12 protein-coding genes are annotated in these 14,534 nt (G+C 59.8%); 6 read left to right on the top strand and 6 right to left on the bottom strand.

The features are described from left to right. Nucleotides 1–1,759 precede the first annotated feature (1,759 nt). From H8K20_RS07555 to H8K20_RS07575, 5 genes are all read left to right on the top strand, one after another. Entirely contained in the window at nt 1,760–2,107 is a 348-nt protein-coding gene (locus H8K20_RS07555) for a helix-turn-helix domain-containing protein (RefSeq protein ID WP_105204710.1), read from the top strand. Then, nucleotides 2,097–2,648: an ImmA/IrrE family metallo-endopeptidase gene (locus H8K20_RS07560; protein WP_105204711.1), complete on the top strand. Its 552-nt coding sequence runs from the start codon at nt 2,097–2,099 to the stop codon at nt 2,646–2,648. Before H8K20_RS07555 ends, H8K20_RS07560 begins: the two co-directional genes overlap by 11 nt. Before the next feature lie 35 nt (nt 2,649–2,683). Then, a complete protein-coding gene (locus H8K20_RS07565) occupies nt 2,684–3,286 on the top strand; it encodes an SLOG family protein (protein WP_105204712.1) in 603 nt (200 codons plus the stop codon). Between the two features lie 335 nt (nt 3,287–3,621). Then, nucleotides 3,622–4,581: a carbohydrate kinase family protein gene (locus H8K20_RS07570; RefSeq protein ID WP_105204713.1), complete on the top strand. Its 960-nt coding sequence runs from the start codon at nt 3,622–3,624 to the stop codon at nt 4,579–4,581. Nucleotides 4,582–4,694: 113 nt separating this feature from the next. After that, entirely contained in the window at nt 4,695–5,840 is a 1,146-nt protein-coding gene (locus tag H8K20_RS07575; RefSeq protein WP_186487974.1) for an SIS domain-containing protein, read from the top strand. Nucleotides 5,841–6,069: 229 nt separating this feature from the next. On the opposite strand, the gene H8K20_RS07580 is transcribed toward H8K20_RS07575, so the two are convergent. After that, nucleotides 6,070–6,894 (bottom strand): Cof-type HAD-IIB family hydrolase, encoded by an 825-nt coding sequence (locus H8K20_RS07580; protein WP_186487975.1) that lies wholly within the window; start codon nt 6,892–6,894, stop codon nt 6,070–6,072. Nucleotides 6,895–7,608: 714 nt separating this feature from the next. Between H8K20_RS07580 and H8K20_RS07585 the strand changes: the two genes are divergently transcribed. Further along, on the top strand, nt 7,609–8,109 hold the full coding sequence (locus H8K20_RS07585; RefSeq protein WP_186487976.1) for an acyl-CoA thioesterase: 501 nt from the start codon (nt 7,609–7,611) through the stop codon (nt 8,107–8,109). A 296-nt stretch (nt 8,110–8,405) separates the two neighbouring features. Here H8K20_RS07585 and H8K20_RS14040 read toward each other — a convergent pair whose 3' ends face one another. The 5 genes from H8K20_RS14040 to H8K20_RS07605 all read right to left on the bottom strand — a co-directional run bounded on the left by H8K20_RS14040 (nt 8,406) and on the right by H8K20_RS07605 (nt 14,301). Further along, nucleotides 8,406–8,528, bottom strand: a complete 123-nt coding sequence (locus tag H8K20_RS14040; RefSeq protein WP_279287433.1) for a hypothetical protein — start codon at nt 8,526–8,528, stop codon at nt 8,406–8,408. A gap of 948 nt (nt 8,529–9,476) precedes the next feature. Next, entirely contained in the window at nt 9,477–10,088 is a 612-nt protein-coding gene (locus H8K20_RS07590; protein WP_186487977.1) for a GyrI-like domain-containing protein, read from the bottom strand. Nucleotides 10,089–12,405: 2,317 nt separating this feature from the next. Continuing rightward, a complete protein-coding gene (locus H8K20_RS07595) occupies nt 12,406–12,990 on the bottom strand; it encodes a GNAT family N-acetyltransferase (RefSeq protein WP_186487978.1) in 585 nt (194 codons plus the stop codon). A 4-nt stretch (nt 12,991–12,994) separates the two neighbouring features. After that, on the bottom strand, nt 12,995–13,873 hold the full coding sequence (locus tag H8K20_RS07600; RefSeq protein ID WP_186487979.1) for an aminoglycoside phosphotransferase family protein: 879 nt from the start codon (nt 13,871–13,873) through the stop codon (nt 12,995–12,997). A 155-nt stretch (nt 13,874–14,028) separates the two neighbouring features. After that, nucleotides 14,029–14,301 (bottom strand): CD3324 family protein, encoded by a 273-nt coding sequence (locus H8K20_RS07605; RefSeq protein WP_186487980.1) that lies wholly within the window; start codon nt 14,299–14,301, stop codon nt 14,029–14,031. Between the last annotated feature and the right edge of the window lie 233 nt (nt 14,302–14,534).

Genomic DNA, 14,534 nt, shown 5'->3' on the forward strand with positions numbered 1-14,534 from the left:
CTGCCCTCTCCGCCCAGCCCCCCGCGCCAGTCTCCCCGCACACACACCAGACCACGCCACACCCACCGTCCGCCGTAACTCCCAAAAAGCCCCAGCATCCCAACACCACAAACACCCATCAGTCCCCGTCTCCAACTACATCCCCCATCTAACCTCAGCACCAGTCTCCCGTTCCCCCACATACCAAGCCGCACCACACCAACCGCCCGCCGCAGCTCCCAAAAATACCGCCAACTCTCCAGCCCCACAAACACCCATCTGCCCTCATCTCCAACTACATTCCCCATCCAATCCCTGCACTAGTCTCCCCGCTTCCCACACACCAGGCCGCACCTACCGTTCACCGCAATTCCCCAAAAAACTACCCAGCATCCCAGCACCACAAACACCCATTTGTCCCCGTCTCCAACTACATCCCCCAACCAGCCCTCACGACAGTCCCCCGTTCCCCATAAGCCAAGCCGCACCACACCAACTGTCCGCCGTAACTTCCAAAAATACTGTCCAACTCCCCAGTTCCACAAACACTTATCTGCCCTCATCTCCAACTACATTCCCCATCCAATCCCTGCACTAGTCTCCCCGCTTCCCACACACCAGGCCACATCTACCGTTCACCGCAATTCCCCAAAAAACTACCCAGCATCTCAACACCACAAATACCCATCTGTCCCCATCTCTAACTACACCCCCATCCAGCCCCGCACCAGTCTCCCCGCACACACACCAGGCCGCACCTACCGTTCACCGCAATTCCCCCAAAAACTACCCAGCATCCCAGCACCACAAACACCCATCTGTCCCCGTCTCCAACTACATCCCCCATCCAGCCCCGCACCAGTCCCCTTATTCCTCCACACCACGCCAAGCCGCACCACACCGAGTCGTACTACACCAGGCCACCCCCCCAAGCCACGCCGCACCAGCTAAGCTACTTCATACCCGCTCCCCTATCAGAATGTCTCACTTCCCGCCCCCAAAAGGTCCACCCGATCTCTCAAACGCCAAGCGTTACCATCTCCTCTGTTCCCCCCTGCTGTCCCCATTCCGGCACTGCCAGCTGTCGGCTGCCACCTCTACCCTGCTGTACACCACCTTGTCTGGCCGCCTGTCTACAGCGTCTTGTCCGCCTTTACAAAACCACACATCCGTCAGCTGCCGGCGGCCGCCTGCCCCCCGCCACAATAAGCACATCCGCCGTCCCTACCTCAACGCCGCAAACCACTTTCTCCCCTCGCTGCCCATTGCGCACTGTATACTGTATACAGCACACAGTGCATGATAACTGCGCACTGCTCCGCCATCTCTCCCACACCACACACCACAGTCGTTTCGTTTTCAAAACGATAGATGTAAAAAAAGAGTACATCTCCTCCGTCCCGCTTCGGTGCATCCTCCGGTCTCTTCTCCCCTCTGTCTACTCTCCAGCATAAAGCCTGTCCTGAACTCGGTCTCAAAACCTGTATCTTTTAAACCAAAAGCAGACCCTTCGCCCGCCCGGAGACGATCCCCGGCCAACAAATGGCCGCCAGATCCGCTTACTCTGCCGGTCTGCTGCCTGTTTTTCCCCTCCGGACCCTGATCCGTCCGCCCACTGTCTCAAAAAAACAAACGTTCACTTGTTGCAACCCAGTCTAACACTATCGTTTCATTTTGTCAACGTTTTTGCAAAATATTTTAAAAATTCGTTGCTTAAATAAAATTGTCGTGGTATACTGATATCACATATAGAAATCCGCGCAGAAAGGCAGGACCCACTATGAATAGCAACACGCCGCAAAACATCGGGGAGAAGATCAAACAGCGCCGGCTCGAGCTGCACATGTCGCTGGAAGACGTGGCCCGCCAGATCGGTGTCGCCAAAAGCACCGTCTACCGCTACGAGACCGAGGCCACCCGCAGCGTCGGGCTGGATAAGGTCGACGCACTGGCCAAAGCGCTGCAGGTCTCTCCCGGCTACCTCATGGGGTGGGAGGAAAAGGAGTCCGACACCTACTACCAACTCAAGACCACCCTGCAAGAGCTCGACCTCTCCGAGGACGACGTGGCTTTTCTCACCTCCATGGCGCAGAAGATCGCCCGCCGCAAACGCGAAGATGAGCGGTAGATCGCTGCCTGCCCTGTACCGGCAGCTGCGCGAGCTGCAGCGCTGTCTCCCGCCCGGCGACCTGCTCATCACCGCCGGTGCCATCTGCCCGGTGCACTTTCACCGGTTCGACAGCAAAAAGCTCGGCGCTCTGCTCTTAGAGGGGCAGTGTATCATCGTCAACGCCTCCCAGCCGCCGGCCTCCCAGCGCTTTTCGCTGGCCCACGAGCTGGTGCACTTCTCTCTGCATGCCGGCCGCCCGGCCAGCGCCCGCACCGAAAACGACGAGTGGCAGGCCAATCAGGGCGCCGCCCAGCTGCTGGTCCCCTACCAGCAGCTGCTGCCGCTGGTGCGCCGGCAAAAAGCCGCCTACCGGCAAGATCCGGCCGCGCTGGCTCTGTCGCTGGCCCCCCGTTTCGGGGTCAGCCCCACCGTGCTGCAAAATCGGCTGCACACGCTGTCTGGCCCTATCGAGAACTACTTGGCCGGCGCGCCACTGTCTCAGGTCTTTTCCGCCCCGGCCGCGCGCAGCCGCCGGGCCTCCCCCAACATCTATCTCTAAAGGCGCTCTCATCCCCAAAAAAGGAGGCGGTATCCGTGTCCGCCAAAACAGACTTTTTGGCCGGCTACCCCCAGTTTCAGGGCCCCGGCGCCGGCCAGCCCATCGACCCGCAAAAGTCGGTCAGCTTTTCCGGCTACCGGCCCGAAAAATTCGGTTTCCCCTTCTCCCCCGGCCACGCCGCCTACCACCGCATCCTGCAGGATCTCGACCAGGCCATCCTCTTCGCGGTCATGCACGGCAAAGACACCTTTCTCTGCGGCATGGCCCAGGGCTTCGACACCGCCTGCGGCATGGCCGTGCTGCGCGCCAAAAAAAGCACCGGCCTGCCGCTGCGGCTGGTCTGCGTGCTGCCCTACGCCGGGCAGAGCAGCTGCTGGGCCGCCCAGGGCCAGGCAGATTTCGATCACCTCTGTCAAAACGCCTGGCAGCGGGTGGTGCTCTCCCCCCGCTACTACACCGGCTGCCTGCACGTGCGCAACCGCTACCTCATCAGCCACTCCAGCCTGCTCATCTGCTACTACTCGGGCAAAAAAGGTGGCACCGCCTACACCGTCGGCCTGGCCAAAAAGCACGGCCTGGCCGTCGAGAACCTGTTTCTCCCCGCCGACGAAGGCGCCGTCCAGCAAACACTGTACTAGCTGCAGCGCATTACCCGGCCGCCGCACCCACCCGTGCGGCGGTCTTTTTGCGCCCCGGTGCTCCCGCCAATACCGCACCCCTCCCCCCGCAGGATATACAACCTGCCCCGCCGCTGTTTTACACATGTCGATATTCCTAAAATATCACATCACATTTCGTGTATCTTACCGGTTTTTCTCCCGATTTTGCCCAAATCAAAAATCGAAAATTATCGAGCTTCTCCAAAAAACCGGCACAAAGTTTGTCGTCCGCAAAAAGGGGTACCATGGTATAATACAGTTGTGTGAGCGCCGGCTCTGTCCGGCCCAAATATGCGAGCTGAGGAGGACTTGTTATGCGTTACGGAGCTGTTGGCTGTATCATCACCAACCGCATCGACTTTACCGACGGCAGCCAGATCGACGGCATCATGGGCGGCACCGTCTACGGCCTGGAGGGCATCCGCTTTTACGACGAGAGCTGCCAGCTGTTTGGCAACGTGGGTGACGATTTTGAGCGGGACTACGGCCCCTGGATGGACCGCAACCGCATCCCCCGGGCGGGTATCGCCACGGTGGGCGAGTACACCATCTACGACATCGTGCGCTACGCCGCCGACGGCACCTACGAAGAGATCCCCGGCCACGGCGAGAGCTATGACGAGTTCCGCTTCAACTTCGGCGTCATGACTCCCGACCACCGCAACGTGGCCCCCTACGCCGACGGGCTCAAAGGCCTGTACGTGGCCCTGGGCACCGACCCGGTATTCTGGCGCGAGCTCTACGCCCTCAAACAGCGCTACGGCTTCCAGATCATGTACGAAGTCATCCACATGGACACCTTCCCCGACCGGCTCGACCGGGTGATGAACGTGCTGCAGTACGTCGACATGTTCTCCATCAACCTGCCCGAGACCAAGCGCCTGTTCGGCCTCGAGACCGAGCAGCAGTGCATCGATAAACTCAAATCCCTAAATTTGCCCTTCGTCCTCTTCCGGGTGGGCGACCGCGGTCTCTACGCCATCTCCGGCGGCAAGCACTTCTTCGTGCCCTGCCTGCGCTACGAAGGCAAAGTACAAGATCCCACCGGCTGCGGCAACTCCTCCACCTCGGCCTCCATGGTCGGTTTCTGCGAGGGGCACGACCCGCTCATGTGCGGGGTCATGGGCTCGGTGGCCGCCCACTTCAACGTCCGCCAATACGGCCCGGTGCAGGATTTCTCGCCCGAGCTCATGGCCGAGGTGCGGCAGATGGTACATACCCAGTACGACCAGCTGGCCAAGCAGTACATCGCCCAGGGTCAGCCGCCGCGGTGACAAATCGACCCCAAGCGGCCCACTCTCACCGCCGTCATGCGCACCCGAGCGCATACTGATAAATTCGTCTACCCACCACTTCACCCAACCCACAAAATAGGAGGCAAAACACTATGGAAAGAGCAAACTTAGACTGCGCCATGGCTCGTCAGGCCCGCTACACCGCCGAGTTCGGCAAAAAGATCCTCGCCGGCATGACCCTGCAAAAATTCATCGACTGCATCTCGATGGAAGAACTGCTGAGCATCAAACGGGTCTACATCACCGGCTGCGGCGACTCCTACCTGGCCGGCGTGGCCGCCAAAAAGGCGTTCGAGACCCTGTCCGGCGTCGAGTGCGTGCCCACCAAATGCTCCGAGCTGGCCCGCCATATGGACGCCAAGGCCTTCGGCACCGATCCCAAGCCGCTGGTCATCGGCATCTCCATTTCCGGCACCGTCAGCCGCGTGGCCGAGGCCCTCACCCGCGCCGCCAAACACGGCGCCAACACGCTGGCCATCACCGACCACCCCGAGAGCATCGTCGGTCAGGCCGCCGCGCACACGCTGGCACTGGATATGCCCCAGCTCGAGCCCTGCGCCGGCGTCTGCTCCTATGTGGCCTCCACGCTGGCCCTCATGTGCCTGGCCAACCGCATCGGCATCGTCCGCGGCCTGCACACGCTCGAGTACACCTCCACCTTCGAAAAACACATCACCGACTACTGCGACGCCGTAGCCGCCAAGATGGAGGAGATCGAAGATGCCTCCTATCAGGCCGCGCTGGCCCTCAAAGACAAAAAGGCTTTCGATTTCGTAGCCGACGGCCTGTCCGCCGCCACCAGCCACTTCGGGGCTGCTAAACTCGTCGAGCTCATCGGCGCCTGCAACTCCATCGACGACTGTGAGGACTGGTGCCACATCAACTACTTCATTAACGAGCCCGAGAAGATCGGCACCTTCGTCATCATCGACAAAGATTCCCAGTCCATGTCCCGCACGCTGGAAGTCATCGGCACCATGGTCAACATCGGCCGCGATCCGTTCGTCGTCACCGACGCCGATCCCGCCATCTTCCCCGCCGGCGCCCATGTGCTCAGCCTGCCCGAGGCCGATGTCGACTGGGTCAAGCCCATGCTGCAGCACGTGCACTTTAACTTCATCGCCGGTTTCCTCAGCGAGCTCACCGGCATCCCCGCGTTCCGCGCCTTTGAGGGCAGCGTCTGGAAGACCGAAGAGGGCTCCAGCCACATCAAAGATTCCCAGATCGTCATCTACTAAAAGCGGTCTCTGTCCACATAAAAAACGGGCCCGGCTCCATGCCGGCCCGTTTTTTTATGCCCCTTTTTCCGGCCGCCCACCGCCGCGCCCTTCTCGGCACAGGCCGGCCATATTCTGCGCTATGGTCCTTTTAGCTTTCTGCGCAAAAGAGCCACTGTGCCATCATAGGGCACAGTGGCTCTCTATCCTGCTCATCTCATCTTCTTGGCACCGGGCAGCGCCCGCGCACCTACTCGCCGCCGGCAGCCACGCTCCGCACAGCGCCGGTCTGCAGCACCCGCTGGCAGATGACCTGCTGCACGCCGCCCACCTGGTTGCTGGGGGCGGTGTACCGCGCCGCCGCCAAAAGCGGCGGCACCGCATTTTCCATAGCATAGCCGTAATGGGCTCTCTCAAGCAGGCTCAGGTCGTTAAAATGGTCGCCAAAAGCCATGGTCTCTTCCCGCGAGATGCCCCAGTGGCGCTGCAGCAGCGCCACCGCCTCCCCTTTGCACACCCCGGCGTCGGCAATGTCCACCCACCGCTCGCCCGACATGGCAAAGCTCAAGCTGTCGCCAAACATCTCGTGCAGCACCGGCATCGAGTTTTTTTCCGGCTCCAGCTCATCGCTCATGCCGATCTTATAGGCCCGATCGCGCACCTGCTCCAGGTCCTCTACCGCCGTGGCGTTGGGGTAGAAAAAGTGCATCCGCTCGTCGTGCACCGGCCCGGCCGACTCGTAAAAGGTGCCGTTTTCGCAACACAGAGTCATGCGCAGCCCCGGCAACCGCCGCCGCAGCGCCAGTATCTTCTGCACCTTTTGCTCCGGCAGCAGCCGCGCGCGCACCACCTCGCCGCGGTACACCATACACCCGCCGTTGTCGCAAATGCACACCGGCGGGTGCTCCATGTGCGAAAAGTAGTGCTGCAAACTCACGTAAGAGCGGCCGCTGGCCACCACAAAATGTACGCCCCGCCGCCGCAGCTCCTCCAGCGTGTCCATAAAGCCCACCGGCAGGTTTTTGTCGTCGTCCAGCAGACTGCCGTCCATATCCGTCACGATCAGTTTGATCACCGCGTACCTCCCTCTCGTCTCTCTCCCCCGGCAGCCGGCCCCGGGCCCGCTCCGGCCGTGCTGTATGTGTCCGCCTAGTAGATCAGCGGCAGCAGCGCGCCCACCAGCGCCCCCAAACCCAGCAGTACCGCCAGGCCCAGTGCCACTGCGCGCACCGTCTTTTTCTGTTTCAAAGTCTCTCGCCTCCTGTGTATATCCATCTCCCATTATACCGCTATCCGCACAAAAATGGGGGCCTGCGCGGCCATTTTCTCTCATTTGGCCGCTTTTTGCCCCCGGGCAAAGCCCCACTCTGGCACAGCTGCACAGTTTGCCCCATTCTCCCCGCTCCACCAGTCCGCCAGTCCACCGGTGCACCAGTCCATCAGTTACCGGCGCTGCTGTCTGCCCGGTCGCCCCCCGCTGCCGCTTGTACCGCCAGCCCCGCCGGTAACGCCGGTATTTTAGTATTACAGCGTTCTAACGCCCCGATGGCCCATCCCCACACCGCCGCTGCAGCCCCGCACAAGACCGTGCAGTCCCCCAACACTGCCCGCGCCGCCGAGCTGCCGCCCCGACCGGCTGTCCCAGCTTTCAGACCGCCACCGTGACGGCGCTCTTTTCGCGGCCGGGGCTTTTCCCGCAGCCCGGGGTGTGCTATCATAGAGTAGATCAGCTCATACTAAAAAACAGGGCCGCTGCCCTATTTTGCATACAGCATACAGGAGGTAAAGTATGTCCCCACAAACGCCCAGCACCCCCGCCGTCGCGCAAAAGCCCGCCCGGCTCTCCTATACCGAGCAGACCTGTATCGTCATGGCCAGCCACATCAACGGCTCCGGCCGCCTTTTTGGCGGCACGCTCATGCAGTGGATCGATGTCATTGCCGCCGTGGCCGGCCGCCGCCACAGCGGGTGCGACGTCACCACCGCCTCGGTCGACAACCTGCAGTTCCACCGGGCCGCCGTGCAAAACGACACGGTACTGCTCACCGCTAAAGTCACCTACACCGGCCGCACCTCTATGGAGGTCCGGGTCGACAGCTTTGTCGAGTCGCTGGCCGGCGACCGCCAGCGCATCAACACCGCCTATCTGGTGCTGGTGGCGCTGGATAAGCAGGGGCGACCCACCCCGGTCCCCGCCCTGCTGTGCGAGACCACCGAGGAACAGGCCGAGTTTCAGGCCGCCCTGCGCCGCGACAGCCTGCGCCGCCAGCGCCGCAAAGAGGAGTACTGACATCCCGGCTCCAGCCGTCCAAAAAAGAGAGCCCCCCAGCACAGGGGGCTCTCTTTTTTCTGTCCGCAGCGCCGCACTCCCAGTCTCTGTTTTAAAACTGAACGCCGTATGACCGCCACCCACGGCGCCACTGGCTGCCGGTCATTTCACCGGCAGCCGCTGCACAGTCAAATGCAAACACTGTACCGGCTCATCATAGTCAACACCAACTTCAGATCTCCCTGCCCAGAGCGGACCTGTCCGGTATCCAGCTGCCACTGCATCTCGTCAGTAAACAGCCCCCGCCCGCCACAAAATCACCCATCTTGCTGTCGAACAGCCACCCAGCACCCAAAGTCCTCCCGCTGGGTACCGGCCAGCAGGCAGTCGCTCTGGTAGGCAAAGTCCTCGGCGGCCGTGCTCGCACCCCAGTGCCGCACTGCCGCCCCCTGCGTACTGGGGGAACTGTCCAAACCGCTGGCGTTCCGGTCGCCAAGCAGACACCGCCACCATCTCCACCAGCACCTGTCAAAGCCAGCTCTCCCACTGCAAGCACCCGGTCAAACCACACGCCGCCAGTACGGTCACCACCGCACCAAAAGCTATCTTTTCCATCAGCAGCGCCAATTTTTACAGCACACACCTCCCACGTTTCAGTGGGCTGTTTTATCTCCCACCGGGCCTCCTCTCTGCATACGAGTTTCTACAGCCGCTGCCCCACAGCCGCCAGCAGCGGTCCCAGCACCGGCTGTAGGCTGTCACCAACCAGTCGCCCGTCACTGGGCCACTCTTTCCACCGGTTGCCCGCCGCGGCTAAAGCCGCCAGCAACGCTTTCCCAATCACCGGTAATGCGAACCACCGCAAAATAAAGTCGCCCGCTCCGCTGTCCCAACTGTACCGTCACCAAACGGCCATACTAGTAAAAGCCAGTCACTTCAGCCGCCAGATCGCGCTGTATCCGTGCCGCATCCACACCACCCGCTCCCAGCTGTCTCATGTCGCCGCAACACCCGCATATAGTTACGTCAAGTCCCCCGCCCAGCGCCCAGCAGGGCAAAGCCGGCAGGGTCATTACCGCTCCCGGTCGTCAGTTGTACAGTCCGCTCCGGGGCACCGCCGCAAGAGAAAAATTGCCGCATAACAGCTTTACCCACCACGCCGCTACCGACAAGGCCCCCGGTCCGCCGCCCGCTCCCACCCACACCCGCCCAGCCCAAACAGACAGGGACAGGGGCAGTATCCCGACCGGTATCTTTTGTCCGCTCTTCGCCGCCAACACCCCCACTTTATAAAGCCTGGTATTTCACATTTAAAATGCCAAAAAACGCGCCGGCTCTCGCGGTCCGGCGCGTTTTTATCGATATAAACCATTATCGTATCTGCTATTTTACACCTGCCGCACCGGCAGCCGCAGCACTGTGCGCAGGTTCTCCTCCCGGGTCCGCCGCGGGTCCCCCAGGTAGATCTCCCGGTGCCAGCTCTCCCGCTGCACCAGCCCGCGCTCCTGCATAAAAGCGGTCATGGCGGCAAAGCTCTTCCCCTCGCTGGCATAGCTGCCCCGGTGCATCATCTGCACGCACAGCCCGTCGCTGTGGTACAAAAAGCGCGCCCGCGCCACCGGCAGCTGCGGCTTTTTGGCCGCCAGATGTGCCGCCGCCCATGTAAACACCGCCTGGTCCACAAACTCCGGCTGCCGTATCATCGAGGTCCAGCGCCACTGCTCCCGCTCCAGCGCCATGCTGTCGGCGTACCACATCCCCTCCAGCGGCGGCACTACGTAATCGTAATATCCCGCCGGCTGCCAGCTGCCCATACGGCTCATCTTAATGGTAAAGCTCAGCCCGTAAAGCAGCTCCATGGCCTGCTGGTAGCTCTCCCCGTCCGGCGCGCCGGTGCCGTCCACCGCTATGTAGGGCATCTGCGGCAGCTTTATCTGTTCGGGCTCTCTCCCCGGCAGGTAAAACGCCTTTTCCAATTTCTTAAAATCCACCTTCTCCATCTGTACCACCCATCCTTTCTGCTCTCAGTATACACCCCCAAAGTTGACAGCCGCCTGTCAGCTTTCCTCACCCGCCCCATTTTTTGTACCGCCCGCAGCAGATAGCCGTCCCAAACGATCGCCTGTTCTTCTGCTATCGGTCCCCATGTTTCAACTCTCGCCATATTTCCACCACGACCTTCAACCGCACTCTCCGGTCAAACTCATCCCACAAATCCCCATCCCCCTATTTATCAATCTAAATAGTTCTCCCCTAAATCCGCCACACCGACCTATCCGCAACCACTGTCCTCATATCCCCAGATCATCCGCATCGACCGGTCGTTTTTCCCCCACCGCACATAAAGCAACACAGCCCCATCACCTGTGCCCCTTATCCCTCTACCCCCATAAACCACCACACCCCTATTCTGCCATTCCTGCCGGTCCGCCGCCATTTGTTCCAACCGCCCCGGCCACCAGGCCACCAGGCCACCAGACCACCACACCACCAGCGACCCCGGCACCCGATCCAGCCGCTCTCCCACCACGCGCAAGCAGTATAGTTCCCACATAGGCCTTTCTCCCCACACCAAAAGTCACCACTTCCCGCACAAGACCATACAGCCAAACCACCTGTGCCCCTACCTCTCCACCCCAATAAACCACTCGCACCCCAACGCCCCACCGCGCACCCGTCCGCGACCACCAACCCCATATTCCCAGGCCATCAGCAACACCGGTACCTAGCCCAGCTCTCCCCCACTGTACACAAGCAGTATAGTCCCCATATAACCCTTTCTCTCCACACCAAAAGTCACCACCGACCGCACAGGACCCATACAGCAAAATCGCCTGTGCCCCTACCTTATCACCTTAATAAGCCCACCCACACAAATGCCGCACCAACCGCCCATTTGCAGCTACTGAACCCATATCCCCAGGCCATCGGCGCTAACCAGCATTCGGCTTATCCTCCTACCGCGCACAAGTAACAGAGCTCCCATCCCCACCTCAATAGTCGCCGTCAACCATATATTCTCACACCATCAGAACCACCTCTCTCCCAATAAGCCACTCTCACGCCAAGGCCCACCGCGCACCCGTCCGCGATCACTAGCCCCATACTCCCAGGCCATCAGCAACACCGTTACCCAGCCCCGTTCTTTCCCACCGCACACAAGCAGTATAGTGCCCATATAACCCTTTCTCCCCACACCAAAAGTCACCACTTTCCGCACAGGGCCATACAGCAAAACCACCTGTGCCCCTACCTCTCTGCCTCAATAAACTCACCCATCTCAACGCCGCACCTTTCACCCATTTGCAGCTACTGACCCCATATCCTCAGACTATCAGCGCCAACTACAGCCCAGTTCTCTCCCATCGCGCATAAACAACATAGCCCCTCACACACCGCCTTATCTTACCATCCCAAGAAACTGCCACCCTCTTGTTCTGCCATTCCCGCCAATCAGCCGCTACTCCTCTAATTATTCCGACCACTGGCAATCCCAGCGCTCGATCCAACTGCTTTCCCGCTACACACAAACAATGAACCACCCGCACTCCAGCGTCGTGCCCCTCCCCCATCTACGGCCACTGGCCCCATACTCTCCAGACCCTCAGCACCGACCGGTATCCCCCCAGCCCCACCGCGCACCCGTCCACGACCGCTAGCCCCATACTCTCAGGCCATCGACAACACCGATACCTAGCCCAGCTCTCCCCCACCACACACAATCAGTAAGTCCCCATGAGCCCTTTCTCCCCACACCAAAAGTCGCCACTTCCCGCACAAGACCATACAGCAAAACCACCTGTGCCCCTACCTCTCCACCTCAATAAACTCACCCATCTCAACGCCGCACCATCCACCCATTTGCAGCGACTGACCCCATATACTCAGACTATCAGCGCCAACTACAGCCCAGTTTTCTCCCACCGCGCATAAACAACATATCCCCCACGCGCCGCCTTATCTTACCGTCCCAAGAAACTGCCACCCTCTTGCTTTGCCATTCCTGCCGGTCCGCCGCCACTTGTCCCAATCCTCCCGGTCATCAGCCCACCAGACCACCACACCACCGGCGATCCCGGCGATCGATCCAGCTACTCCCCCGCCGCGTACAACTCTCATAGCTCCCATACAGCTCCTTTCCCCACACCAACAGTCGCCGCCAGCCGAGCACGACCGCACGACCTGCCCGCTCACACGCCTTTACCCCCCACTCCCCAAACCGCTCATCCCCAAAAGAGAGACAGCAGGCTCGGTCTAACACCGGGCCTGCTGTCTCTCTTTTGTCCGCTATACCGCACAGTGGGCACCAACCGGTGCCTACAGTACCTCCACAAAGTGCTCTGCGTACTGGTTCCAGTACTTTTTATATACCCGCTGCTCATTGCCGTCAAAATTCAGCTGGTACATCCTAAAAGTCACGCGAATATCCTTGGGCTGCCACTGCTCTATATACGAGTAGCGGTAGGTCATGCCCAACTTCTGCATCACCGCGCCGCTGCGGGGATTTTGCACATCGTGGGTCGCCGTAATGTAGGGCAGCCCATCCGCTCTCACCTGCTCTACCACCGCTTTTCCCGCCTCGGTAACGATTCCCCGGTGCCAAAACTCGCGGCGCAGCCCGTAGCCAAAATCGTGGTGCTCCTGCATATCCACCTTGATATAGCCGATGGGGCGGTCGTCGCTCTTTAAACAGATCGCGTACTGGTAGCCGCGCGGTTCGGCGTATTTGGCGGCATATCGCTCCTGATAAAACGCCTCGGCCTCCTCCATGCTCTGCAGGGGGTACCACGGCAAAAAACGATTGACCTCTTTATCCCTCAAGATCTGGTACAGCGCCTCGATATCCCTCTCGGTAAATTTGCGCAAGATCAGGCGCTCTGTTTTCAGAGTTGATGTATTCATCCCATTATCCTCCTGCCATCATCCGGTTGTATTCCTCTAAGATCACATCCAGCGTGTGTCTGGCGCTGTCAGCTGCCCCGGGCTCGGGCGAGCGGTAGGTGATCAGCGCCTTCCACAGCGCCCAACCCCGCGCTCTGTCTATCGTGCCCGGGTCCAGGTCCTCTAAAAAGCGCACGCGGCTGGGGCGGTCAAAAAATGTCCAGGCCATCGCATAGTCACAGGCGGGGTCGCCAACGCCCATGATCCCAAAATCGATCACCCCACACAGTGTGCCGTCACGCACCAAAATATTGCCCGGGGCAACATCCCCGTGGAGCCATACCGGCGCCGAGGTCCACCGGGTGGCGGTCGCACGCTGCCAGAGCTGTTTTAGCGCGTCCACCGGCAAGTCCGTCTCCAGCTCTCTCAGGGCGCTCTCTACCTGTCGGCTGTAAACGGCAGGTTCAGCGCCCCGATAAAAGTTGTGTGCGCCCGCCGCCGGCGCGCCCCGGGTATCTATGCGCTGCAGCTCCCGCAAAAAGGCCGCCAAGTCCACCGCCAGGCGCTCTAGATCCGTTATATTTTCGCGGCACAGCGTCTCGCCCTCTACAAACCTGTTTATCGACCACACAAACGGGTAACCGCCGCCTGCTCTCCCCCGAACGATGGGACACGAGATAGGCAGCGACAGAAATCGTGCCAAGTATGGAAGCCACTCGGCCTCCTTTTCGATCTGCGGCACATATGCCGCCCCGCTGGGCAGTCGAACAGTCATATTTTCACCCAGATAAAACGTCCGGTTATCGTGCCCGCTCTGGGCAACGGGACGTATGGGCAGATCCGCCCACTGGGGAAATTGCTCCCTGATGAGCCGGGTCACCAGCTCTACCGAAATAGCAAGCATAGCCGCTCCTTTTTAAACCGATCAGAAATATTCCCCCCACTCACTACCATTATTATAGAGCAGCCGTCCGGCACTTTCCAGCCTACAGTTTTCTTGCCAAATAAAAAAGAGAGCGCCGCAAGTCACCTTGCAGCCCTCTTTCTACTCTCTACTCTTTACCGCTCTCGTTTTCTCTGCGCGGTAAGTACTTTCTGTATACCTTTGCCAGAAAGGTGGTACCTCTCAGACAGCGCCTCTATGCCGGCTCCGTTTTGATAATCCCGGTAGATCTTTTGATCTCGCTGCTTTAGCATCTCTCTTGTTCCGTTTTTGCTCCCCCAAGTTCTCCGTTTGCGGCTGGGGATATAGAGATATGCGCCGTCTATATATTTTTGGATCTCACCCACCAGTTCAGCAGGCAGTATATCTGTTGCAGATCTGTAACTCATCTAATCTTGCTCTCCTTCATTGGTCTTTCCCAATAAGGCATAGCAAGAACTACTCCGACAAATTAAGTTGCCACCCGGCCTATCGCAATAGCCCCCACTATGCGATGAGCTTTCAGCAGTACGTACATAAACACCATCTCCTCTTTGTCATTACACATAATTTTTACATAATATGTCGCCAGTTGTCAATATGCCTTCCAACGCCTGTTCAGGGCGCACACTTTAAAGGAAAA

The sequence above is a fragment of the Neobittarella massiliensis (ex Bilen et al. 2018) genome (genome assembly GCF_014269355.1).
Taxonomy (GTDB): Bacteria; Bacillota; Clostridia; order Oscillospirales; family Ruminococcaceae; genus Neobittarella; species Neobittarella massiliensis.